The organism is Mesoplasma chauliocola (genome assembly GCF_002290085.1).
GTDB lineage: Bacteria > Bacillota_I > Bacilli_A > Mycoplasmatales > Mycoplasmataceae > Mesoplasma > Mesoplasma chauliocola.
On the sequence record NZ_CP023173.1, the window covers coordinates 135,029 to 160,514 of the forward strand.

Annotated in this window: 23 protein-coding genes and 1 tRNA gene; 22 read left to right on the forward strand and 2 right to left on the reverse strand. The window is 28.9% G+C overall.

Annotation, left to right across the window (positions count from 1 at the left end):
* Positions 1-11: 11 nt before the first annotated feature.
* Positions 12-512 (reverse strand): hypothetical protein, encoded by a 501-nt coding sequence (locus tag CK556_RS00540; RefSeq protein WP_027875764.1) that lies wholly within the window; start codon positions 510-512, stop codon positions 12-14.
* A 77-nt stretch (positions 513-589) separates the two neighbouring features.
* On the opposite strand from CK556_RS00540, the gene oppB reads away from it, so the two are divergent.
* From oppB to CK556_RS00590, 10 genes are all read left to right on the forward strand, one after another.
* Complete coding sequence (gene oppB / locus CK556_RS00545) at positions 590-1,921, forward strand: oligopeptide ABC transporter permease OppB (protein WP_027875763.1); 1,332 nt, start codon at positions 590-592, stop codon at positions 1,919-1,921.
* Positions 1,922-1,937: 16 nt separating this feature from the next.
* Positions 1,938-2,909: an oligopeptide ABC transporter permease OppC gene (gene oppC, locus CK556_RS00550; RefSeq protein ID WP_027875762.1), complete on the forward strand. Its 972-nt coding sequence runs from the start codon at positions 1,938-1,940 to the stop codon at positions 2,907-2,909.
* A 12-nt stretch (positions 2,910-2,921) separates the two neighbouring features.
* Positions 2,922-4,490 carry an oligopeptide/dipeptide ABC transporter ATP-binding protein gene (locus tag CK556_RS04055; RefSeq protein ID WP_084545427.1) on the forward strand — a complete coding sequence of 523 codons (1,569 nt, stop codon included), beginning with the start codon at positions 2,922-2,924 and terminating at the stop codon, positions 4,488-4,490.
* A 1-nt stretch (position 4,491) separates the two neighbouring features.
* On the forward strand, positions 4,492-6,348 hold the full coding sequence (locus CK556_RS04060) for an ATP-binding cassette domain-containing protein (RefSeq protein WP_027875760.1): 1,857 nt from the start codon (positions 4,492-4,494) through the stop codon (positions 6,346-6,348).
* A gap of 2 nt (positions 6,349-6,350) precedes the next feature.
* Positions 6,351-9,263, forward strand: a complete 2,913-nt coding sequence (oppA, locus tag CK556_RS00565) for an oligopeptide ABC transporter substrate-binding protein OppA (protein ID WP_027875759.1) — start codon at positions 6,351-6,353, stop codon at positions 9,261-9,263.
* Between the two features lie 86 nt (positions 9,264-9,349).
* Complete coding sequence (locus tag CK556_RS00570; protein ID WP_036246781.1) at positions 9,350-12,214, forward strand: DNA translocase FtsK; 2,865 nt, start codon at positions 9,350-9,352, stop codon at positions 12,212-12,214.
* Between the two features lie 55 nt (positions 12,215-12,269).
* Complete coding sequence (uvrC, locus tag CK556_RS00575; protein ID WP_027875758.1) at positions 12,270-14,036, forward strand: excinuclease ABC subunit UvrC; 1,767 nt, start codon at positions 12,270-12,272, stop codon at positions 14,034-14,036.
* A 57-nt stretch (positions 14,037-14,093) separates the two neighbouring features.
* A complete protein-coding gene (greA, locus tag CK556_RS00580) occupies positions 14,094-14,564 on the forward strand; it encodes a transcription elongation factor GreA (RefSeq protein ID WP_027875757.1) in 471 nt (156 codons plus the stop codon).
* Positions 14,565-14,604: 40 nt separating this feature from the next.
* On the forward strand, positions 14,605-15,477 hold the full coding sequence (gene rsmI, locus CK556_RS00585) for a 16S rRNA (cytidine(1402)-2'-O)-methyltransferase (protein WP_027875756.1): 873 nt from the start codon (positions 14,605-14,607) through the stop codon (positions 15,475-15,477).
* Between the two features lie 56 nt (positions 15,478-15,533).
* A tRNA-His gene (locus CK556_RS00590) sits at positions 15,534-15,609 on the forward strand.
* Between the two features lie 46 nt (positions 15,610-15,655).
* On the opposite strand, the gene CK556_RS00595 is transcribed toward CK556_RS00590, so the two are convergent.
* A complete protein-coding gene (locus CK556_RS00595) occupies positions 15,656-15,955 on the reverse strand; it encodes a rhodanese-like domain-containing protein (RefSeq protein WP_027875755.1) in 300 nt (99 codons plus the stop codon).
* Positions 15,956-16,028: 73 nt separating this feature from the next.
* Between CK556_RS00595 and CK556_RS00600 the strand changes: the two genes are divergently transcribed.
* The 12 genes from CK556_RS00600 (at position 16,029) to CK556_RS00655 (ending at position 25,419) form a co-directional block, all read left to right on the forward strand.
* Entirely contained in the window at positions 16,029-16,469 is a 441-nt protein-coding gene (locus CK556_RS00600; protein ID WP_027875754.1) for an RpiB/LacA/LacB family sugar-phosphate isomerase, read from the forward strand.
* Positions 16,453-17,691, forward strand: a complete 1,239-nt coding sequence (locus CK556_RS00605; RefSeq protein WP_027875753.1) for a serine hydroxymethyltransferase — start codon at positions 16,453-16,455, stop codon at positions 17,689-17,691. Before CK556_RS00600 ends, CK556_RS00605 begins: the two co-directional genes overlap by 17 nt.
* 45 nt (positions 17,692-17,736) lie before the next feature.
* Positions 17,737-18,360 carry a uracil phosphoribosyltransferase gene (gene upp, locus CK556_RS00610; RefSeq protein ID WP_027875752.1) on the forward strand — a complete coding sequence of 208 codons (624 nt, stop codon included), beginning with the start codon at positions 17,737-17,739 and terminating at the stop codon, positions 18,358-18,360.
* A 125-nt stretch (positions 18,361-18,485) separates the two neighbouring features.
* On the forward strand, positions 18,486-18,881 hold the full coding sequence (locus tag CK556_RS00615) for an MG406 family protein (RefSeq protein WP_051412773.1): 396 nt from the start codon (positions 18,486-18,488) through the stop codon (positions 18,879-18,881).
* A 30-nt stretch (positions 18,882-18,911) separates the two neighbouring features.
* A complete protein-coding gene (locus CK556_RS00620) occupies positions 18,912-19,784 on the forward strand; it encodes a F0F1 ATP synthase subunit A (RefSeq protein ID WP_036246778.1) in 873 nt (290 codons plus the stop codon).
* 17 nt (positions 19,785-19,801) lie between these two features.
* Positions 19,802-20,113 carry an ATP synthase F0 subunit C gene (gene atpE, locus CK556_RS00625; RefSeq protein WP_027875750.1) on the forward strand — a complete coding sequence of 104 codons (312 nt, stop codon included), beginning with the start codon at positions 19,802-19,804 and terminating at the stop codon, positions 20,111-20,113.
* A gap of 30 nt (positions 20,114-20,143) precedes the next feature.
* Positions 20,144-20,671, forward strand: a complete 528-nt coding sequence (gene atpF, locus CK556_RS00630) for a F0F1 ATP synthase subunit B (protein ID WP_027875749.1) — start codon at positions 20,144-20,146, stop codon at positions 20,669-20,671.
* A gap of 2 nt (positions 20,672-20,673) precedes the next feature.
* Positions 20,674-21,225 (forward strand): F0F1 ATP synthase subunit delta, encoded by a 552-nt coding sequence (locus tag CK556_RS00635; protein WP_027875748.1) that lies wholly within the window; start codon positions 20,674-20,676, stop codon positions 21,223-21,225.
* 13 nt (positions 21,226-21,238) lie between these two features.
* The gene (gene atpA, locus CK556_RS00640) at positions 21,239-22,816 is read left to right on the forward strand and encodes a F0F1 ATP synthase subunit alpha (RefSeq protein WP_027875747.1); all 1,578 of its coding nucleotides are present in this window, start codon (positions 21,239-21,241) and stop codon (positions 22,814-22,816) included.
* On the forward strand, positions 22,816-23,661 hold the full coding sequence (gene atpG, locus CK556_RS00645; protein WP_027875746.1) for an ATP synthase F1 subunit gamma: 846 nt from the start codon (positions 22,816-22,818) through the stop codon (positions 23,659-23,661). Before atpA ends, atpG begins: the two co-directional genes overlap by 1 nt.
* 9 nt (positions 23,662-23,670) lie before the next feature.
* The gene (gene atpD / locus CK556_RS00650; RefSeq protein ID WP_036246775.1) at positions 23,671-25,110 is read left to right on the forward strand and encodes a F0F1 ATP synthase subunit beta; all 1,440 of its coding nucleotides are present in this window, start codon (positions 23,671-23,673) and stop codon (positions 25,108-25,110) included.
* 9 nt (positions 25,111-25,119) lie between these two features.
* Positions 25,120-25,419 (forward strand): ATP synthase F1 subunit epsilon, encoded by a 300-nt coding sequence (locus CK556_RS00655; RefSeq protein WP_027875744.1) that lies wholly within the window; start codon positions 25,120-25,122, stop codon positions 25,417-25,419.
* Positions 25,420-25,486 lie beyond the last annotated feature (67 nt).

Below are 25,486 nucleotides of genomic sequence, written 5' to 3' on the forward strand. Positions count from 1 at the left end.
CGTTTTTTACTTTATATACAATACATAACAATTGTAAAAATAATAATTAGCATTAAACTTAAAGTTATTGTATTTCTTCATTTTAATATAATTGCTTCTTCTTTTGAATAAGTTTTTTGATATCTTAATCTCTTGTCATTGAAGTGATTAATAGCTTTTTTATTTCTAATATAGTTAATTATAAATATGATTAATATTAATAAAAATAAATAACCAGTTGCTACAAATGCAGTTGCTTTCATAAAGTCTGATTCAATTTGCCCTGTTGCGCTTGCACTATCTTTTAATGCATAACCTAAACCAAAACTTAACCCAATTCCAAGTAAAGTAACACCTATGATTGCTATTCAACTATATCAAGACAATTTTTTGTTTTCTCTTCAATTTTTTAACTTTGTGTAGTTTTCCGCTGCATATATATCACTATTTAATTCTTTATTTACATTTTCATAATGCTTGTCTAAACCTTCTTTTCTTAATTTTTTAAGGTTTTTTAATTCATTTTTAGCCATAATTTCTCCTTTCAATTGACATCTATACTCTTTTAGTTTATCATATTAAAAATATTATATATAAGGAGGTTATTACCGTGAATAAGACAAAAAACAACAGCACTTTAAAAAACTTTAATTTAGATTTACTAGATTTAGACCTAAATGAAGAGTTAATTTATGCACAACCAACATTTTTAAGAACAGCTTCTTATAAGTTTGAAGAACTAAAAGAAGAGACTTCGAAATATTTCAGAAGACATCCATTAATTGGATATTCTTTTAAAAGAATATTTTATGGTTTATTAACTTTAATCATAAGTATTGCTATAGTTTTCTTTTTAGTTAACTTTGTAACTGATGATTCGTCATATTTACCAGATGTAAGTGAACTAGGGAAAATGGGTATTGGTACATCAGGGCCTAAATATGATGCTTACTTACAAACAAGACTTGAACTTTTTGGTGTAAATGGTTCAGCAATTGAAAGATTGTTAAGATATTTTAAAAATATAATACCTTTTATTCCTAAAAAAGTATTAGTAGATCAAAAAGTTTTATTCCCAGAAACTCTTCCTTCTATTGAAGCAGGTTGAATTAATTCAGCCATTGAGAATGGATTAACTTATGAAGGAATGGTTTCAATTTACGGAGCAGATTTAATGTCACAAATTACAATTATAGCTTCATATAAAACTGTCTGAGTTAATCTTGGAGTTGTTAAAGCTAGTGCTTTAGGAATGCCAGGTTCAACAGAAGTAACAACATTGTTTGCTTCTGCTATTCCATATTCATTTGCAATTGGAAGTATTGCTGTTATTTTCTCTTACTTAATTGGTATACCACTAGGAATTGAAGCAGCAAAAAGAAAAGGTAAAACAACTGATGCTGCAATTAATGGAACTTCAACTTTCTTATTAGCAGTTCCATCACTTGTTATTGTTATTGCTGTTTATTTAACTTCAATTTTAGTATTTGGTCATTCAGCAATTTTTACATCAGGATCATTTTGAACAAGATTTTGACCAGTTGTTGCTTTAATTTTATTAATGGCGCCAACAACTATAATCATGACTAGACGTTATGTTGTTGATGAAATGACTGCTGATTATACAAAATTTGCATATGCAAAAGGTTTAGGTGAAACAAAAGTTTTCTACATTCATATTTTTAGAAATGCAGGTGTAAGAATTTTACGTGAACTGCCTCTAGATTTAGCAATTACATTATTTGGTGCCTCAATTTTAACTGAAAAACAATGAAACATACCAGGTATGTCACAATTGATTATTGCAGGAGTTAATAATAGAGATTCATTCGTTATTTTAGCATTTATTACATTTGCATCATTAGTTAAAATTGCTGCATCATTAGTTTCAGATTTATTCATGGTTTTAATGGACCCAAGAGTAAAATTGAGTGGAAGATAGAAAGGAATAATAAAATATGACAAATATCGATAAAGAAAAATTTGAAAAAGAAAATAAAATAAATTTTGATGAAATTGATCAGGCAATGTTTGAAATTGTTCAAGAACAAACAAGTGAAAGTGAAAGACTTAGTTCAAAACCATATAGTTATTGAAAATCAGTATTCAAACTATTAGTAACTTCTCCAACTTTTATGATTTCATTGTTTATATTGGTTGCAATTTTACTTTTAGCTTTTATTGTTCCTGAAGTTACAAATTATAAAAACACATCAAGTACATTAGTTGATCCTCAACTGCCATCATGAGAACATATTTTTGGAATTGGTATGAATGGTGAAGATCTGTTTTCAAGAGTTTGAGCTGGAACAAGAACAACCTTAATGTTTGCTTTCTTAATTGCATTTATTCAAGTTGTTGTTGGAGTTGTTTTAGGTTCAATTTGGGGTTACTTTAGAAAATCAGATTTAATTTTTATTCAAGTAGCAAGTATTATTACAATTGTTCCTCAATTTATTCTGTTATTATTAATGGTTTTCTTGTTTAATAGTAAAGGTTATTGAGTAATTGTTTTTGCTATTTCTCTTCAAGCATGAGTAGGTATTGCTCAAATGGTTAGGGTTCAAGTTATGTTAGTAAAAAATACTGACTATAATACTGCCTCAGTAAGTTTAGGTTCAAGTTCATACAGAATTATAAACAAAAACATTATGCCAAAGATTTTACCCGTGATTGTTCAAACTGCTGCATTTGCAATTCCAACTGCAATTTCAATTGAAGCATCACTTGCATATTTAGCATTTGATTTTATACCAGAAGGACAAACTTCATTAGGTCAAATTTTAAATCAAGTTATGAACGAAACTAAATGACAAATTTATCCAAACTTGTTAATTGCTCCAATGGGAGTTATTATGACAGTTTCAGTTGTATTCTTCTTAGCTGCAAGAGTATTTGCTGACTCATTAGATCCAAAAAATCATAGATAGGAGAACGACTTTATGGCAATAAATAAAGAAAAAATTATTTCTCTTCAAGACGTTGTTGTTAAATTCAACGTTCGTGGAAGAATGTTAACAGCTATTAGAAACGTTTCTTTTGATATTTATGATGGAGAAACAATTGCTATTGTTGGAGAATCTGGATCAGGTAAATCAGTTTTAACTAAAACATTGACTAATATGCTAGAAAGTAATGGTTATATTTCAAATGGAACAATTATGTATTATCCAACTGAAGAATCAAAAAATAACTCCGAAACAGCTATTAGAGAAGATGTTAATTTAGTTAATTATCACAAAGGTTCATTAACAAATGATGTAAGAAGAAAAATTAAAAAAAGCAATTACAAAACAATAAAAAATGCAAAAATTCGCTTGGAAGCTTTAAACGCTCGTTTAGGAGTAAAAGGTGTTGATACTGATGAAACACTGTTAAAAATTAAAGAAGAAAGTGAAATTATTCATGATGCATATTTTGAATTATCAACATTTTCAAGATTAAGAAAAAGAACAGTTTTACGTTTAACACCAATAATGAAAGAAATAACTTCAAAAAAAATAGATTTATCTTTAATTAAAGGTAGAAACATTTTAGCAGCATTAAGAATTTTATCAGAACAAGAATTTTTAACAGACTTTGAATTAAATTTAAAACATGTTTTAGATAAATTAAAAAATGCTGAAAAAGTTGAAGAACATGAAGTTAATGCTTTATTAGTTGCTTGAAAATTTCAAACCAGACTAAGTTGATTAAATAAAAAAGAAGCTATTAAAAAGTTAAAGCAAGTTAGAGGGGGAACAATTGCAACAATTTTCCAAGATCCGATGACTTCATTAAACCCTTTATTAAGCGTAGGATTTCAAATTTCAGAAGCAATTAGATTACACAATAAAGTTTCTAGACATGCTGCAAAAGAACAAGCAATTGAATTAATGAATAAAGTGGGGATTCCAAATGCTGAAAAGCGTTATCATGATATTCCAGGAAAATATTCTGGAGGAATGAGACAACGTATTGTTATTGCTATTGCACTAGCATGTAAACCAAAGGTTCTTATTTGTGATGAACCTACAACTGCACTTGATGTTACAATTCAAGCTCAAATTTTAGAATTAATTAAAGAACTTAAAAAAGAGTTTAATTTAACTGTAATCTTTATTACTCACGATTTAGGTGTAGTTGCTAACGTCGCAGATCGTGTTGCAGTATTATATGCTGGACAAATTATTGAATATGGAACAGTTAAAGATATTTTCTTTGATTCAAGACATCCATATACATGAGCATTATTATCATCATTACCTCAATTAGGTACAAAAGGTGAAGAGTTATTTGCTATTACTGGAACACCACCAAGTTTATTTAATAAAATTAAAGGTGATGCATTTGCACCAAGAAATAAATATGCTTTAGCAATTGATTTCGAGTATAACCCACCGATGTTTGAAATTAGTAAAACTCATGGAGCCAGAACATGATTGTTAGACCCAAGAGCACCTAAAGTTCAAAAACCTAAAATGTTAGATAATTTAAAAGAAGCAGTAAGCGAAGCGAAGGTAGGTGAATAGTATGGCTAAACAATCACTTTTAAAAGTACGTGATCTATTAATTGAGTATGGTCATGGTAAAAACAAAGTTTCAGCTGTTAAAGAAGTATCTTTTGATATTTATAAAGGAGAAACTTTTGGATTAGTTGGTGAATCTGGTTCAGGTAAGTCAACAATTGGTAAAGCATTAATGGGAATTGAACCAATTAATGATGGAACAATTTACTATCAAGATACTTTAGCTTTTGGTAAAACACCTAACCTAATTAAAATGAATGAAAAAATGGAACACCATGTTAAAGTTATGAAACTTAATCAAACAGCTATTACTAAAGCTTTAGAAATTTATGCAGAAGATTACAAACGTGTTTATTTTAAATATATTGAAGGTAAATACTATGATTTAAAATCAAAAGAAACAGTAGAATATTCTGATAATAAAATTAGAAAAATCGAAGAAGGTTTAGATTTAAAAGATCATAAATTAGTTTCAAAGTCAAAAGACCCAAAACTTAAGTTAGTTGAAGATGCTGTTAAAGAAATTATTAAAAGAATTTTAAAACTTTATAAGCTTCAAGATAAATCACTAGCATTATTAAAAATGTTAAAAAAAGATGAAATTATAAATGTTGATTTACTAAAAAAAGTAACTGAATTACATACAAGAACTAATAAATTAACTTTAAAAATTAGAAAATCTGAATCTAAAATGTATTTAACAATTCAAGAAATTGAAAAAGTTAGAAATGATGTTAGAAAAGGCAAATATAAATCAGTTAAAAGATTCTTCTTTGACTTAGGAAAATTATTAGAAGCTTTAATTTCTGAACACAAATTAGTTTCACCAATGATTTCTGAGTTAAAACAAGCTCAAAAATTAAGTTCAGCTTTAGTTTCAAAAGGCTCAAGTAAAAAAGAATGGTCTAAATGAATTAATGAAAAATTTTCTAAAACAACTGATGAGCAAAAATTAATTGAATTAGAACAAATAAAAGAATTAATGACAATGGAAAACATTCAAAAAACTTTAGAAAGTTCTCCTAAATACAAATTACCAACAAGTTCAGAAAAACATGAATTAAAAAAACAAATGCAAATGATTTTTCAAGATCCAGCTTCATCGTTGAATGACAGAATGCCAGTTGAAGAAATTATTGCAGAAGGCTTAGATAATTTTCCTGAATTATACAAAAATGAATTTGCGGCCCAAACATACATTGAATGATTTGAATTAAATAATCCAGACAAAATTGGAATGATTACTTTAGAAAATATTAAATATAATAAAGTAAAACAATTTTTAATTTTACAGTTATTGACAACTGTTGGAATGCTACCGGAACACTTATCACGTTATCCTCATGAATTTTCTGGTGGTCAACGTCAGCGTATTGGTATTGCTAGAGCACTAATTATGAAACCTTCATTTGTTGTGTGTGATGAACCAATTTCAGCACTTGATGTTTCAATTAGAGCGCAAGTTATTAACTTACTATCTAAATTTCAATTAGAATTTGACTTAACATATATTTTTATTGCCCATGATTTAAGTGTTGTTAGATTTATTGCTAATAGAATTGCAGTTATTTATAGAGGAGATATAGTTGAATTAGCTGATGCTGATGAATTATTTAATAATCCATTGCATCCCTATACAAAATCTCTATTATCAGCTGTGCCTTTACCAGACCCAGAATTAGAGAAAAAGAAAAAAAGCATTAAATATGATCCTGAAGCAGAGCATTTTGACTATATTACAGATTCTCCTAAATGAAGAGAAATTGAAAAAGGTCACTTCATTTTGGCAAATGAAAGAGAAGCATTAGAAATTAAAAATCAAAAGAAAAAAAATAAAAAAGTTACACAGAAGGGGGCTTAATTATGAGAAAACTACTTAGTATAATTGCCGCAACAACTTTAATTGGAACTGCAAGTTCAACTTTAGTTTCATGTGGAATATCTAAAGAAAAATTAATGGCTAGAAAAGTTAATACAAAAGAGTATAAAGGTTTTTTACAATCAGCAATTAATACATGATCTCCAGGTTCAAGTAACCAATCTTCTGATTCATTAGTTCTTGAAAATTTATATGATGGACTAATAACACCTTCTTCAAATTCAACAACTTTTGAAGGCCAAATGGCTGACTGATGAGGACATGATGAAGAAGGTAAAAACTACTACTTTCATTTAAGAGATAAACCGCAAGGAACAACAGGAATACCTAAGTGAACAAAAGTAAGAAACGGTAAAATACTTGGAACAGAAGATGTAAAAGCAATGGACTTTTATAATGCATTTAGATTTACTTTTAACCCAAATTCATCTGCTGATGGAGCAGAACCAACAAATAGTTTATTTAAATATGGAAATGATTTAAGCAATTTTTTAACTGATATTTCTACTTATGATCAAGCTAACCATGATTCTAAATACTTTGGAAGAACAACAAGTGAAGGTGGAACTTCTAATATTGGAAAAGAGGCTGTTTCAACTAAATATTTTGATATTCTAGTAATGTTAGTTAACCTTTGATCTGGAAAAGAAGAAAATTCTTCAGAAGCTCAAAAATTAAAATCAATTTTTGATGTTAATCTTAGAGACCATGAAATAAAAGATGCATCTGGAGCAACTAAATATAAACCCATTCCAGCTTTTGAAGAAGCTATTATTGAAATGCAAAAGTACTATGCAAATGATAAATTTAATAACCTTGTTATTGATAGTGCTGAAAATGGTGGGATGATGTCGGTTTCTGAAACTTCAAAAACTATTGGTAGTCACGAATATAATATTAGATATACTTTAGATTCTCCATCAACATCATTTTTCCAATCTGCAGTTGGTTATGGCTCAATGAAACCACTTCCATTTTTTGCAGTTGAACATGAGGGTAGAGGTTGATATAATTTTTCTAAAAAATATGAACCAAATGCAAGTGAAATGTGATATAGTGGAGCTTACTATGTGCAATCTCATCAACCAACATCAAACACAGTATTAGTTAAAAACCCTAACTATTTCCAAGCAGATAGAACATACATTGAAAAAGCAACATACACTTTAATAAGAGGTAGTTCTGTTGATTCAAATAGATTATGATTTGAAGGTGGAGATGCAACAGAAGTTGCCATTTCACCAAATGATGACATGGGTTGAAAAAAATATGTAGGTGATGACTACAATTCTGATGAGCAATCATTTGCTTTTACAGGAACACATGCAACATCAACAATTCCTAGTCAATATACTTTTACAACATTCTATAACTATGGAAGATTAAATAGTAATACAGAAATAAGAAAATCATCATTAGCACTTGCTCAGAAATCAGTAAGATTTTACTTAAATTATTTTATGCAAAGAACTCAGTACCCAGCTTATGTAGCAGGGAAATTAGATAATGATTCTAACACAAAAGAGTCACTTGCATGAGACGGGAATAATAATGTTAAAACTAGAAATTCAACATTATTAAGAAACACTTTTACTCTTCCAAGACTTGCAGTTAATGAAGATACAGAATCAAATGTTGAAGCAGCTGCAGAAATAAATGGAGTTAGTACAAAAGACTATACAATTCAAAACATAGGTGGAGAATACAATAAAATGTATGGTATTGAAAATCCTCTTTTAGAAGATACAAACAGTACAAATTCTGTTGAAAATAGTCAAACAAGATTTGATGTTTTGGTTAATGCATTGGATGATAAATCAGATGAAGATTTAATGAAAGAATTTTATGAAGAACACTTTGGATCATTAACTGATGGTAATGATGCATTTTATCAAAATGATTTAATGGCTATTAGTATCTTTACTGATCTAAACGGAAATCTTAAAACAGGTTATGAAGATTTATTAAAAGAATTTGCAAATGAAGCATTAGCCACAATTAAAGATATTAACAAATATCCAAATGATGCTTCAGCACAAAAAAACATTGATAAACAACATGAGTATAAAAAAGGTGAAATTTTAGGTAAAGCAGTTAGAAAAGATCTTGAAAGTAAAAAAATAATTAATACAGGCGAACAAATTGAAATTGAATGATTATTAAATGGGGATTCAAGAATGACTTTAAATCCTAGAGTTAGATATATAATTGATCAATTTAATATTTCAGTTAATAATGGTCAAATTAATGGAACACAAAGTCCAATAAGACTTAAAGCTGTTGATACAAATGATATTGAAGATTATAAAGCTAAATCAAGAGCTGGCGAATTTGATATTTATGTAAGTGGTTGAGGACCTGACTATACTGATCCATATAACTTCTTACAAACTTTAACTTTTGGTGGAGCATATGATGTTTATACAAAAATGTCTTCAGTTATTTCAAAAGTTAGCGAAAGTGGAGCAGAAATGAATTCAGCATTTTCATCTTATAAAACAGCTTATGATGAATTAGCTACTGCAACTTTTAAATATGGTGTTATTGCTGAGCAAGCAAGACTTGAAGGAGATTTAACAAAAAGATTAAATCTACTTGGTCAAGCTGAATCAAATGCTTTATATAACTATGGATTAACAACTCCACTATATAATAAAACTCCAATTAAAACTATTATGCTTTCATATATTGATCCTTTCACAAGATCAAATTATATTGCAGGTAGTTCAAATAATAGATTATTTGGTGTTAAAATGATTGAATCATTATGAACTAAAGAAGAATACTTAGCGGCAGAAAAGCAATTTAACCTTGGTGTTGACGCTGTAGGCCAAAAAGTTGAGTATACAAGACTATATACATATGATCTGACTTCTAATAGTGTAGTTAAAAAATAAACGACTATAAGTGTAATAGTATTTGCTATTACATTTTTTATATTTAATAAAATTGGTATAATTATAATATTGCAAAGGGTGAAATAATGGAAAATAAAAAAGAAGAAAAGTTTTTAGCTAATTACGAATGAAATGAAGAAAAAACAGCAGCTTTTGTTACAACTAAACAAAAAAGAAGAAGTGATTCAATTTCTTGAATGGTTACGGGTTTGGTTATTTTGTTCATCTCCGTATTTTCATTAGGTAGAATAACTGTTATTGGACAATTTTTTGATGATGTTATTTTCAATTTCTTATTTGGTTGATTTAAATACTTCATTTATATTATTCTTTTTATTGTTGATTTATGTATATTTTCAGGGATTAGATTTAAATTTAAAAAAAGATTTTTATTAATGGTTATTTCAACATTCATTTTATCTTGTTGATTAATATCTTTAATTTTATTTACACAAATAATAGCATCAGAAAATGAGAAATTAAATAAATTATGACAAAGTGATTTCTTTGGCCAAATGTTTAGTACATATGCTTCTGAATGATATAACCATTCTATTTTTTCTGGCGAGTATTACACACAAGTAATAGACTATTTCTTAAAAACTGGAGCTGATGGATATTTTAATTTATATAGTGGTGGAGGATTAACAGGAACTTTATTAGTTGCCTCAACTTCTTATCTATCAATTGTTGGTTCGTATATACTACTTGTTTTCCTAATGTTTATAAATGGCATGTGAATATTTACAGGTGACCCTTTATTCTTGTTTAAACCTAAAACAAAAAGAAAAGGTAAAGCTTTAAGAATTTTGACTTTAAAATCAAAAAGAAATCCAAATCCAAAAACAGCAAAGCAAATTATTCAAGAAGCATCAGTGGATTCAAAAGCTGAAAAAAACGGATGAGATTCAATTAATGTATTTGGAAATGAAGATTTTGATGAGGAACAAGAAATTCAAACTTCAGATTTAACAATTCAATTACCTTCATACGTTAAAAAAGAAGATAAAGAATTATTAGACCAAATTCAACAAGAAAATAAAATAGAATGTTCCTTACCAGAAGAAGTAATTGAACCTTTTATACAAAGTGAAGCTAAACAAGATTCTAGGATTCAAGCAAGCAGAAGTTTTAGAGAAGAAGAGCCACTTGACCCTCACCGTCCAAAATTTGTTTCAAGAAGAATAACAGATAACAGCAATCAAGTTCAAACTGTTGTTAAAAATCCGAATTTAAGACCAATAACACAAAATAGTGAATTAGTTAAACAAGAGCCTAATGTTATTGTTGAACAACAATCAATAACATTAATTGAAGGAGATGATACTTTCTTTGATGCTATATATGATTCACAACCTGAAAAAGCAAAAAGTGAAACACTACAAGCATTGGATGCTTTAAGCAAATATGAGCAAAAATATGATTTACCAAAAGAAGAAGTAATCATTCAGGAAGAACAAATTACTGAAAAAATAGCTACACCTATTGTTGAACCTATTATTCAAGAACAACAAGTTTATTTACAACCCGAACCTATTGTTGAAGAAACTGAAATAACTATTAATAAAAATTATAAATTGCCACCAGTAGATGTTTTAGCTGTTATGGAAAAAGACTACAACAAAGAAAGAGCTAATAAAGAAAATGCAGCCTTAAAGGCTTTAGCTATTGACGAAACTTTTAGCCAATTTGGAGTTAAAGCAAAAGTAATAAATTCAATAATTGGGCCAAGTGTTATGAAATTTGAAATTCAAGCTGAACCAGGGGTTAAGGTAAATAGCATAACTAATTTGGAAAATGATTTAAAACTTGCTTTAGCTACTCAAAACATGCGTTTAGAAGCGCCAATCCCAGGTAAAAATTTAATTGGAATTGAATTGGCTAATGCAAGTTCAGAAATGGTTTCAATGCGTGAAATTATTGAATCAATCCCAAAAGAACAAGATAATGAAAAATTGTTATTTGTATTGGGTAAAAATGTTTTAGGTGAGCCTTTAACTGCTCAATTAAATAAAATGCCACATTTACTTGTTGCTGGTTCAACTGGATCAGGTAAGTCAGTTATGATTAATGCATTGATTTGTTCAATTTTGTTAAGAGCTAAACCAAATGAAGTTAAATTCTTAATGATTGACCCTAAAAAAGTTGAGCTTTCAGTTTATTCAAGAATTCCTCACATGTTAGCACCCGTTATTTCAGATATGAAACAAGCAGCTAATGCTCTAAAAATGGTAGTTGCTGAAATGGAAAGACGTTATGAACTATTTATGGATCTTGGTGTTAGAAACATTGACGGATATAATAGAAAAGTTTCAGGTTCTAAAAAAATGCCTTTCCAGGTTATTATTATTGATGAACTTGCTGATTTAATGATGACAGGTGATAAAAAACAAGTAGAAGAATCAATTATGAGAATTACTCAAATGGCTCGTGCAGCAGGTATTCATTTAATTGTAGCTACACAAAGACCTTCAACAGATGTTATTACTGGAACAATTAAAACTAATATTCCAACTAGAATTGCATTTGCTGTAACAACAGGAATTGACTCAAGAACAATTTTAGATTCAATAGGTGCTGAAAACTTATTAGGTCGCGGTGATATGTTATTTATGCCTCCAGGTGGTGGAGACTTAATGAGAGCACAAGGAGCTTACTTAAGTGACGAGGAAATTGAAGAAATTGTTGATTTCACAATTGCTCAACAACAAGCAATGTATGCTGAAGCATTTGATCAAGAAAATTTAAAATCTGTAGGAACAACTGATGAATTATATTCATTGGTAAAAGAATTTGTAATTGAAAAACAAGATGCTTCGTCTTCATCTATAAAAGGTAAATTTAGAATTGCTGATGCTAGAGCCACAAATATTTTAAATCAACTAGAAGATGAGGGTATTGTTGGACCTAAAAATGGTTCAAGACCAAGAGAAGTTTTAGTTAAAAAGTAAAAGACCCTTTTAATTAGGGTTTTTATTTTTTAAAATAATAGAAAAGGGTGAAAATATGGATTTAAAAACTAAAGTAAGTAATTTACCAAATAAACCAGGCTGTTATTTATATTTAAATAAAGATAAACATATAATTTATGTGGGTAAAGCTAAAAATCTTAAAAAAAGAGTTTCTTCATATTTTGACCGAGCCCAAAATCTTAAAACAACAAGATTGGTTAGAGAGATAGTCGATTTAGAATACTTTGTTGTTTCCAATGAAAAAGAGTCATTGTTATTAGAAGAAAATTTAATTAAAAAATATAGACCAAAATATAACGTTTTATTAAATGATGACAAAGCATATCCATACATAATTATTACAAATGAAAAAAATCCAACTTATAGATATGTTAGAAAGTTAGATAAGAAAGCATTAAGAAGTTTTGGTCCATTGCCAATAGGATCTAATGCAAGAGAAACTTTAATTACACTACAAAGACTTTTTCCTCTTAGAAGATGTAAAGGAGATTTAAAAAATCCTTGCTTGCATTATTTTATTGGTCAATGCAGTGGGGCATGTTTTAAAGAAGTGGACAAAGAATATTATCAAGAACAAATTAAAAGAGTGGATAATTTTTTTAAGGGTAATATAAATGAAGTAAAAAACATTTTGACTACTCAAATGAAAAAAGCTGCTGAAAATTTACAATTTGAAGAAGCTCAAAGAATAAAAGAACAAATTATTAGTTTGGATTTTGCAACTACAAAGCAAAATGTTGAATTCAAAAGTCAAACAGATGTTGACGTAATAAGTTATTTTATAGAGGATGAAAAAATTGCAATAGTAAATTTATTTTATAGAGCAGGTAAATTATTATTTAAAGATGAACATACTCAATTATATTTTGAACAAGACATTACTGATTTAATTGACTCATTCATGAACCAAATATATGATAAAAATATTTTGCCAAATAAAATAATTGTTGATAAAGAAATTGAATTATTTGATTTAAATGATAAGTATAAAAAGATAACTACACATCCGATTAAAGAAGATGAAAAAATAATTTATCAAATAGCTTTAGAAAATGCAAAAGAAACTATTAGAAAATCAAAAATTTCAACAACAACAAATGTGGGAAATGAAAATGAAATATTAAGTGAATTACAAGTACTTGCTAAATTGAACAAAGAACCATATAGAATAGAAATGTTTGATATCTCAAATATAGGAAATGAATTTATTGTTGGCAGTTGTATTGTTTATATAAATGGGAAACCTGTGAGAAATGAATTTAGAAAATATAACATTGAAAGTAAATTTACTTCAGATTATGATCGAATGAAGGAAATGCTATATAGAAGATTTCAAAAAGCTTTAATGGAAAAAAGGATGCTTCCAGATTTAATTATTATGGATGGTGGAATTATTCAAATTCATGCGGCAAAAGAGATATGTTCAGCCTTAGCGTTGAATCAGATTCAAATTATAGGGTTAGTGAAAGATGAATATCATAGAACTTCAATGATGTTAGATGTTAATGAGCAACAAGTAGAAATTAAAAAATACCCAAAATTATTTAATTGATTAAGTAGTCTTCAAATTAGAGTTGATGAATATGCAAAATCAGGATTTAGAAAAAAGCAAAATAACTCATTTTTAAAATCAGAGCTTGAACAAGTAGAAAGTTTAGGAAAAAAAAGAATTCAAGATTTATTTAAACAATATAATACAATAAGTGAAATTGAAGCAGCAAGTGATGAAGCATTATTTAAAATATTGAAAAATAAAAATGCACTTGATAACCTTAAAAACTATTTAAAGAATAGAAAATAGATACAATTATTTAACAAATATTATATAATTAAAAAGTTAATAAATTAGGAGAAAAACATGGCAAAAGAAATTATTTTAACTCAAGAAGGAATTGAGGAACTAAAGCACGAATTAAAACATTTATTAGAAGTAGTTCGTCCACAAGTTATTGAAGAATTAGTTGAAGCACGTAATCAAGGAGACTTAAGTGAAAATGCTGACTATGATGCTGCACGTAATCGCCAAGCAGAAGTTGAAGCAAGAATTAAAGAACTTGAAACAATGATTAGCAAGGCTAAATTAATTGAAAATTCTTCAGCTACTGATGGTGCAATTAAAGTTGGATCAAAAGTAAAATTCATCATGTTAAATACTAAAACAGAAAGAGAAGTTAAAATTGTAGGAGCTGTAGAGGCAGATCCTTTTAAAGGTTTAATTTCTAATGAATCTCCAATTGCAAAAGCAATTATGGGTAAAAAAGTTGGAGAATCTGTAGAAGTAAAAGATATAAACAATCCTTACTCAATTCAAATTAAAGAAGTTAATTAATAAATTACCCTTTTGGGTAATTTTGTTTTAAAGGAGTTATATGCGAAATCAATCGACATTTAAAAATAATAAACCAACTGTATACTTGGTAGGCACACCTATTGGTAATTTAGAAGATATTAGTTTTAGAGCTTTAGAAGTATTAAAGAAAGTAGATGTCATTTGTTGTGAGGACACAAGAACAAGTCAAACTTTTTTGCAGAAATATCAAATAAGTAAAAAGCTAATATCATTGCACAAGTTCAATGAAACTGATAGAGTAAAAGAATTAAGTTTACTTTTAAAAGATAATCAAGACATTGCTATAGTAAGCGATGCTGGATGTCCAGCTATTAGCGATCCAGGTGCAACATTTATAAACAAAATTTTACAAGCAACTGATTGCAATGTGACTAGTGTAAATGTAGGTCCAGCATATATTCATGCAATAGTTGCAAGTGGTTATCGAGCTAAAGAAAATTACTTTTATGGTTTTTTAGAACATAAAAGTGGAAATTCAAAAATGAATGAACTAAAAGATTTGTTAGGGAAAAATAGCAAAGCGATAATAAGTTTTTATGAATCAGTCCATAGAATACAAGATACAGTAGAAAAATTAAGTACTATTCTTAATGCAGAACAAAGTGTACTAATTGGGAGAGAATTAACAAAACTAAATGAGCAATTTATGCAAGGCCCTATATCTGAATTAAATCAATTTGTACAAAGCGAAGAATTTATTTTAAAAGGCGAATTTGTAATAGTAATTGATTCACAAATAGTTGAAAACACATTTGTAACCAATGAGAAAATAGTTAAGTTAATTGAAGAACAAATTAAACAAGGATATAAATTAAAACAAGCATGTGAAATTATTGGAGCAAAAGTTAATAAATCAAAAAATGAGGTTTATCAAATATTTATTAAAAAGTAGAATTTTAATTGACAAATCAAGGTAATTTTTAGATAATAAAAACGTTATCTTTTATGGCGCCGGTGGTGAAGTGGTTAACACATCAGGTTGTGGCTCTGACATTCGCGGGTTCAATTCCCGTTCGGCGCCCCATTAAGAAAAAAAACAAAGCAGGTTTAACACCTGCTTTTTTATTTTTTTAATTTAAACCAAACAAGCCACCTAAAAGAACAAAAGTATTAACATAGCCTTTTTGTCTATAAGTTTTAGCAGTTAAACCACTTCTTGAACCATAATTGCAAACAATTATCAATTTCTCATTTTTGTCTGGAAAAAATTGCTCAGCTTTTTGAATTATTCCTGGATAAGGTATATTTATTGCGTCAGGGTGACTCAAGCCAGTCATTTTATCTTCATGCTTTCCACGAACATCAATAATTTTATATCCTTGCTGTAGTAATATATAAAATTTATTTTTATTAATTTCGTAATTATTCATATTTCCACCTTCTTATATAATCATTATCTCACTTAATAAGTTAAAATTATAAAAAGAAATATGTGGAGGTTTTATGGGAAAAATATTTATAGCAAATGATCACACAGCAATTGAAATGAAAAATGCAATTAAAAATCATTTAATAAGCAAAGGATATGAAGTGGTTGATTTAGGGAATAATGATGGTCAATCATGTAATTATGCAAATATTGGAATTACTTTGGCTGAAGCTGTTGTTGCAGAAAAAGATAGTAAAGGTATAGCTTTATGTGGTACTGGAATTGGTATTAGCATTGCTGCTAATAAAGTTCAAGGAGCAAGAGCAGGTCTTGTTTATGAAGTTCAAACTGCAGAATTAACAAGACAACATAATAATGCTAATATTTTAGCAACAGGGGCAAGATTAATAGCAAGTGAAAAAGCAATATTGTTAGTTGATACTTTTTTAAATACAAAATTTGAAGGTGGAAGACATCAGGAAAGAGTAGGTACATTGGATGAATACAATAAATAAAAGCATTTTAGAATTTTTAAATAAGGAACTTGAAAGACAACAAAATCATATTGAATTAATAGCTAGTGAAAACTATGTTAGTGATGCTGTTTTGCAATTATCAGGAAGTATATTAACTAATAAGTATGCAGAAGGATATCCAGGTAAAAGATATTATGGTGGATGTGAGTTTGTTGATGAAATTGAAAAACAAGGTATTGAATTAGCTAAAAAAATATTTAATGCAGGTCATGCAAATCTTCAACCTCATTCAGGTAGTCAAGCTAATGAAGCAGTTTATAGAGCCTTACTACAAAATGGAGATAAGATTGTTTCAATGAGTTTAGATGCAGGTGGGCATTTAACACATGGTTATCCAATCAATTTTTCAGGAAATAATTATGATTTTAAATTCTATGGAGTTAATAAGGAAACAGAAGAGATTGATTTTGAAGAAGTAAGAAAAATTGTTTTAGAGCATAAGCCAAAATTAATTGTTGCTGGAGCAAGTGCTTACTCAAGAATTATTGATTTTAAAAAATTTAAAGAGATAGCAGATGAAGTTGGAGCTTTATTAATGGTTGATATGGCACATATTGCTGGTCTAGTAGCTGGTGGTGTACATCCAAATCCAATGGAATATGCAGATGTTGTGACTACAACAACTCACAAAACTTTAAGAGGTGCACGTGGAGGGATGATTTTATCAAAAGCTGAGTTTGCTAAAAAAATTGATTCAGCAGTTTTCCCAGGAACACAAGGTGGACCTTTAGAAAATCAAATTGCTGGTAAAGTTCAAGCTTTATATGAAGCAGACACTCCAGAATTTAAAGTATATGCAAAACAAGTAGTTGAGAACTCAAAAGCATTTGCTACTGCATTGTCAGAAAACGGAATGAGATTAATAGCAAATGGAACTGACAATCATTTAATTAATTTAGATGTTAAAAATACATTAAATGTATCAGGAAAAGATGCAGAAAAAATTTTAGAAAGCATAGGAATTGTTTCAAATAAAAATATGATACCTTTTGATCAAGAAAAACCTTTTGTAACAAGTGGTATAAGAGTTGGAACAGCTGCTATGACAACGCGTGGATTTAAAGAAAAAGAATTCATTGAGGTTGCAAGAATAATAGCTAGTGCTTTAAAAAATCAATCTGAAAATAATTTAACTAGTCTTGCAAAAGAAGTACAAAGTTTATGCAAGGCATTCCCAATTTATGAGCATTTATCATATTAATACTTTATAATATTAATAATTTGGACAATTAGGGGGAATATGAATATGGCATTTACAGAAATTAAACATCCTTTGATAATTGATAAATTATCAAGAATGCGTAGAATAGAAACATCATCAAAAGACTTTAGAGAAAATCTAAATGAGATAGCTCAATTAATGGTTTATGAAACATTTAGAGATTTAGAATTGACACCAATTGAAATTGAAACACCAATGACAAAAACAATAGGTTATACAATTGATAAGCCTATTGTATTAGTTCCTATATTAAGAGCGGGAATTGGTATGCTAGATGGAATTCAAAAGTTAATTCCAACATCAAGAGTAGCTCACATTGGTTTATATAGAGATGAAGAAACATTAGAAATTCATCAATATTTCGCTAAGAAAACTGAAAGCATTGCTGAAAGTTATGTGATTATTGTAGACCCAATGTTAGCAACTGGAGGAAGCGCAATAAAGGCAATTGATATTGTAAAAGAATGAGGAGTAAAACACATTAAGTTTGTTTGCTTAGTGGCTGTTGAACCAGGTATTACTAATGTTTTAACAAAACACCCTGATGTAGAAATATATGCAGCATCAAAAGATGAAAAGTTAAATGAAAATGGATACATTATTCCAGGTCTAGGAGATGCTGGAGATAGAATCTTCGGTACAAAATAAATTAGAAATTTTATTTTAAACTAACTCCTTAAAATGGAGTTTTTTTACTTTTTCATTTTCTTTTACATTTTATTTTTATAGGAGTAGAATATTAAAGAACGTAGTAGGCAAGGAGAACTACTTATATGGAATTAAAAAGTATATATAAAAATTGGTTTAAAACTAAGCCACTGTCAATTGTAATAATGATCGCATTTTTAACGGGAGTAACAATGATTTTGTTATTCGCGTTAAAAATTATTAATTATAGTTGACTAACAGGTTGAGTTTTAGGAATTACCTCGTTTTTATTTGGTATTTTTATTAGTAAAAAAGCTGTTAAGCTTTTGTTGGAAAATGAAAATCACTTTTTATTTTACTTTTTCTTTTTATTAAGATTAGGTATCTATGCTACTCCGTTATTTATTGCTTTTTTTAATAACAATGTTATTTTTGATTATTGCGGTGTTTTAATTGGTCTTAGTCCAATTCTACTATTACCTTTTATAAATCACAAAATACAAAATATAAATGTTTATTAAAAATTTTAAGGAGGGTTCAAATTGGACAATATGACTGAAGGTCTATGAGAGTTCACTACACAGTTTAGTGCAATTATCATAACCACAATTCTAATTTGTGCTATTTGTATTACTTATAACGTTAAAGTCAGAGGACAAGAAGAAGACAAAGAATTATCAGGTTTAATAGTTCTTGTTGATATGTTTATCTCATCTGTTGAAAATTTAGTTGTTTCAATAATGGGAAAAAAATATCGCAAGCTAACTCCTTATTTCTTATACATATGTTTATACATTGTAGTTGGTTCATTAGTTTCATTACTAGGTTTTGAATCACCTTCATCTTCATATACTGTTACTTTATCAATGGCTTTTGTAACATTTGTGTTAATTTATTATTTTGCGTTTAGATATCAAAAATGAGCATATCTTAAAAGATATATAAATCCAATGGAAATATTTACACAATTTACTCCATTACTGTCTATGTCTTTCCGTCTATTTGGTAACCTTTTAGGGGGATCAATTATTCTAGGTTTAGTTTATGCTTTATTCATTGGTTTTCAAAGTGGATGGGCACACGGTACTTTAGAATTTGCAGATGGACAAAAACACTGACCAACATTTGGTATGTGAAATGCAAAAGATCCATTAGGTAATTTAGCTAATGGAACTGAAGCCTGAACTCTTCAATATACGTATTGATGATCAGGTTTAAACATATTTACAAGTGCTATTACTCCATTCTTACATATGTATTTTGATATGTTTGATGCTGTTATTCAGGCAGTTGTATTTACAATGCTATCACTTTCATATTGAGCACAAGGTATGGGAGAAGAACAAGAGTTAACTTACAAAAATGAGGAAAAAAATAGTTCAAGAAAAACTCAAAAATTAAAAAGAATAGAATTACAAAATTAAAAGGAGATTTTAAAATTATGTTATTTACAGATTACATGGCAAATTTTTTAGTAGGATACTTTAGCGTATTATCAAGTGTTCTACCTTTATTAGCAGATACTACAACAGGAGATGGTCTTAAATTATTAGGGGCTGGAGTTGCTATTGTTGGTGTTGCTGGAGCTGGAATCGGACAAGGTGCAGTTGGACAAGGTGCATGTATGGCAATTGGAAGAAATCCAGAAATGGCACCAAAAATCACATCAACAATGATTATTGCAGCAGGGATTGCTGAATCAGGTGCTATTTACGCATTAGTTGTAGCAATTTTATTAATTTTCGTAGCTTAAGAATATAAAGAGAAAGAGGGTGTGTTATAAATGTTATTTTTCACACAAACAGCTGGAGTTCCAGAAATCATAACATCTTTATTTCCTAACCTGCCAAACTTTATTGCACACGTTTTAGCTACAATAGTTTTAATAGTAGTTTTATCTAAATTGATGTATAAACCTTTTAGAAAAACAATTAGAGATAGAAGAAACAAAATAAATGAATTATTAAGCGAAGCTGTGCAAAAGCAAACAGAAGCAAATATTGGTGTTAAAAAAGCTGAAGCATTATTGCAAGACGCTAAATCAGAATCTTCATTAATTATTCAAACTTCAAAAGTTGATGCTGATATTCAAAAAACTCACATCATTAATGAAGCACATAAATATGCTGATATCATTAAAAGTCAAGCAGAAAAAGATATAGCTCAAGAAAGAACAAAAGTCGAAGCAGAAATTAAAACAACAATTGTTAATGTTGCATTTGATGCTGCTGAACAAATTTTACAAAAAGAAATCAATAAAACTAAAAACAAACAAATTGTTGATGAGTTTATTGAAAACCTAAGTAAATAGTTATGGTTTTAAAAGATAATGTTATAGATAATTGAGCGAATGCTTTAACAAAAATTGCTGTAAAAGAAAACAAAGTTAAAAAAATGTTAGAACAAGCTCATGTGCTTATTGAAGTTCTTAAAGATAGAAGCGACTTTGTTAATATTCTTACTTTTAAATCAGCGCATGATGAAGAAAAACGAATAAAAATAATTGATGATACTTTTGCTCAATTCAATATTGATCAAGATATCATGAATGCTTTCAAAATACTAGTTCATATGCAAGCATTTGTTAATGCTAGAGACATTTTGAAAAAACTAAGAGGAAAACTTGTTGAATTAGACAATATGACTTATGGAGTTGTTTGATCAACTGAAGAAATTTCAGCTACTCAAATAAAAGAAATAGAAACTAAAATGTCTAAAAAAATTAATAAAGAGGTTAAGTTAGTAAATAAAATAGACCCAAAATTAATTGCAGGTATTCAAGTAGTTGTTCATAACAAAGTTTATGATGGCTCATTAAAAAGTAAACTTGATGAATTAAAATATCAAGTTTTAAAAGAAAAATAGGAGGTTTAATATAATGGCATTAAATATTAAAGAAATCTCTGAAGTAATTGAAAAACAAATAAAAAACTATGGTAAAGATATTATCGAAGCAGAGCAAGGTAGTGTTGTAACTATTGGGGATGGTGTTTCTTTAATTTATGGATTAGATAAAGCTTTAATGGGTGAATTGTTAATTTTCCCTAATGATGTTTATGGTATGGTCTTAAGTCTTGAAGAAGGAGCAGTTGGTGCTGTTATTCTTGGAGATTACAAACTTATCAAAGAAGGTGACATTGTTAAGCGTACTGGTAAAGTTGTTCAAACACCTGTTGGTGACGCAATGATCGGTAGAGTTGTTAACGCATTAGGTCAAGCAATTGATAACAATGGACCAATCAAAACTAAAAAAGCTAAACCAGTTGAAAAAATTGCAACTGGAGTTATGGCACGTAAATCAGTTAGTCAACCTCTAGAAACAGGAATTCTAGGAATAGATGCATCTATTCCAATTGGGAAAGGTCAACGTGAATTAATTATTGGTGATCGTCAAACTGGTAAAACTGCTGTAGCAATTGATACAATTATCAATCAAAAAGGTAAAAATGTTAAATGTATTTATGTATCAATAGGGCAAAAAGATTCAACGATTGCACAAGTTGTTGAAAAACTTAAAAAATTTGGTGCAATGGAATACACAACTGTTGTTAATGCAGGAGCAAGTGACTCAGCGCCTTTACAATACTTAGCACCATATACTGGTGTTACTATTGGAGAAGAATGAATGGAAAATGGGGAAGACGTTTTAATTGTTTATGATGACTTGTCTAAACATGCAGTTGCTTACCGTGAAATGTCTTTACTTCTAAGAAGACCACCGGGTCGTGAAGCTTATCCAGGAGATGTATTCTACTTACACTCTCGTCTTTTAGAAAGAGCAGCTAGAGTTAATGAAAAGTTTGGTGGTGGATCAATTACTGCGTTACCAATTATTGAAACTCAAGCAAGTGATATTTCAGCTTATATTCCAACAAACGTTATTTCTATTACTGATGGGCAAATATTCTTATCAAGTGATTTATTTATGGCAGGTATTAGACCAGCTATTAATATTGGTCCATCTGTTTCTAGGGTTGGTTCAGCAGCACAAATTAAAGCTGTTAAACAAGTTTCAGGGACTTTAAAATTAGAATTGGCACAATACTATGAATTGGAAGCATTTGCGAAATTTGGTTCAGATTTAGATGAGTCAACAAAGGCAACTTTAGATCATGGAGCAAGAATTATTCAAATGTTAGTTCAACGTCAATATACACCTTTAAGTCAAATTGATGAAGCAATAATTTTATTTGCAATTAAATCTCATTTAATTAAATGAATTCCTTTGGAAAACATTAGAGATTTTAAAGCTGAAATTATTACATACTTCAACAATGAAAAAGATGCTAAAAAAGTTAAATCAGATTTAACTAATTTGCAAGAGTGAAATGCTGAATTAGAAAATGCTGCTCAAAAAGAAATTGAAAAATTAGTTGTAAAATTCACTTCTACTTTAAAAAACTATAATCCATCAATTTTTGGTGAAGAAAAAGAATTTAAAAAATTAGGTAAGTAATGGCAAATTTAAGTAATTTAAAAACAGAAATTTCTAATACAAGAGATATAGGTAAAATAACAAATGCTATGCAATTAGTTGCCAGTGCAAAGTTACGCCGTATTGGTAAAAAAGTTACTGAAACTCAAGAGTATGTATCTGAAGTTTACTCAATTTTTAACGAAATAATTAAGCATTCAAGTGAATCAATTTATTTAAAAAATTCTACTAATGATATTAAAAAAACTTTGTGAGTAGTTGTTAACTCAAACTTAGGATTATGTGGTGGTTATAATACCAATGTTAATAAATTAGTATTAAGCAATTTCAAAAAAGAAGATCAAATTTATGCAATAGGAACTAAAGCAGTTTCAGCGTTTAATAGTAAAAAAATAAAAATTAAAAAAGAATGTACTAGTGTGGATATTGATTTCTCACCAGCACAAGCTAAACAAATAGGTAACGAATTATTAAGTTATTATTCAAGTGGAGAATTTGATGAAATTCAAATTGTTTACACAAAGTTTATTAATAACGTAACATTTGAACCAACAACATTAAGAGTTTTTCCAATTATCAAAGAGGGAAAACAAGATGCTTCAAGCAGCTACTATAGTTTTGAGCCTAGCGCTGAAGAAGTATTAAATAACGCCGTTACTTTGTATTTAAGCACTGTTATCTTTGGAACAATTGTTGAATCACAAGTTAGTGAGCAAGCAAGTAGAAGATTAGCTATGGAAAATGCAACTAATAATGGTAAAGAATTAGAATACAATTTAAGTATTCAATATAATCGTGAAAGACAAGCATCAATTACACAAGAAATATCAGAGATTGTTTCTGGTGCTAATGCTTTAATGGGATAGGAGAAAAATATGGCAGCAAAAAAAACAATAAGTAAAAATACTGTTAATTCAGCAAATGGTTTTGTATTCCAAGTATTAGGGCCAGTTGTTGATGTTAAATTTAGCGAAGAAAATATTCCTATGATCTATGATGCTTTAGTTGTAGATAACAATGGAGTTGAATTAATTTTAGAAGTTGAGCAACACATGGGTGATGAAGTTGTTAGAACAATTGCGATGGGTCCTACTGAAGGATTATCAAAAGGGTTATCTGTAAAAAATACTCATGCTCCAATTCTTGCGCCAGTTGGTGATGAAGTTTTAGGACGTATGTTTAATGTTACTGGTCACGCAATTGATGAAAAACCAGAATTTACAGGTAAAAGAATGCCTATACACCGTGATGCACCAGCTTATGAAGAATTAATAACTAATGCTGAAATTTTGGAAACAGGAATTAAAGTTATTGATTTAATGATTCCTTTTGCAAAAGGTGGAAAAATTGGATTATTTGGTGGAGCCGGAGTTGGTAAAACTGTTTTAATTCAAGAATTAATTAATAATATTGCTAAAGCTCATAGTGGGGTTTCAGTTTTTGCGGGAGTTGGTGAAAGAACCCGTGAAGGGAATGATCTTTATCATGAATTTATTGAAGCAGGAGTTTTAGACAAAACAAGTTTAGTATTTGGACAAATGAATGAACCCCCAGGAGCACGTATGCGTGTTGCCTTAACAGGTTTAACAATTGCTGAACATTTTAGAGATGAAAAAAACATGGACGTGTTGTTATTTATTGATAATATTTTCAGATTCACTCAAGCAGGTAGTGAAGTTAGTGCCTTACTTGGGCGTATGCCATCAGCTGTTGGATACCAGCCAACTTTATCAACAGAGATGGGTTCATTGCAAGAACGTATTACTTCAACAAATAAAGGTTCAATTACATCAGTTCAAGCTGTTTATGTCCCTGCTGACGATTTAACTGACCCTGCGCCTGCAACTACATTTACGCACTTAGATGCCAAAATTGTTCTTGATCGTTCAATTGCGAGTTTAGGGATTTATCCTGCAGTTGATCCTTTGTCATCTTCATCAAGAATGTTAGATCCAGAAATTATTGGAGAAGAACATTATAATGTAGCTTTAGGAGTTCAAGGAACTTTACAAAAATATCAAGATTTACAATCAATCATTGCAATTTTAGGTATGGATGAATTAAGTGCTGAAGATAAATTAATCGTTCAAAGAGCTCGTAAGATAAGAAACTTCTTGTCACAATCATTCTTTGTAGGAGAAAAATTCACAGGTCGTCCTGGACAATATGTTAAAGTATCTGATACTGTTAGGTCATTTAAAATGATTTTAGATGGTGAAATGGATGATATTCCTGAAATCTTGTTCTTATACAAAGGAACAGCTGAAGATGTTATTCAAGCATATAATGAAACTAAAGTTAAAAATAAAAAGTAGGTGAATTTAATGGCAATTAATTTAATAATTACAACTCCCAATGGAAAGTTTATTGATAATAAAAAAGTTGATATTATCAATTTAAAAACAATTGATGGAGATATTGGAGTATTAGGAAATATGTCACCTTTCGTAACTGCTTTAAAAATTGGTAATATGAATTTTAAAGCAAATAATCAAACTCATTGAGTTCACTTACATAGAGGACTAGCAATAATTAACGCAACAGAATGTAAAATAATTACTGAAAGATTATATTTGGTTAATGAAAGCGGTGCTAAACTGCTAACACCAGATAAATTTGAATAATTATATAAAGAAAAAAGTAATAGGTTAGCTTGATAATATTCAAGATAACCTATTTTTAAAATTTATT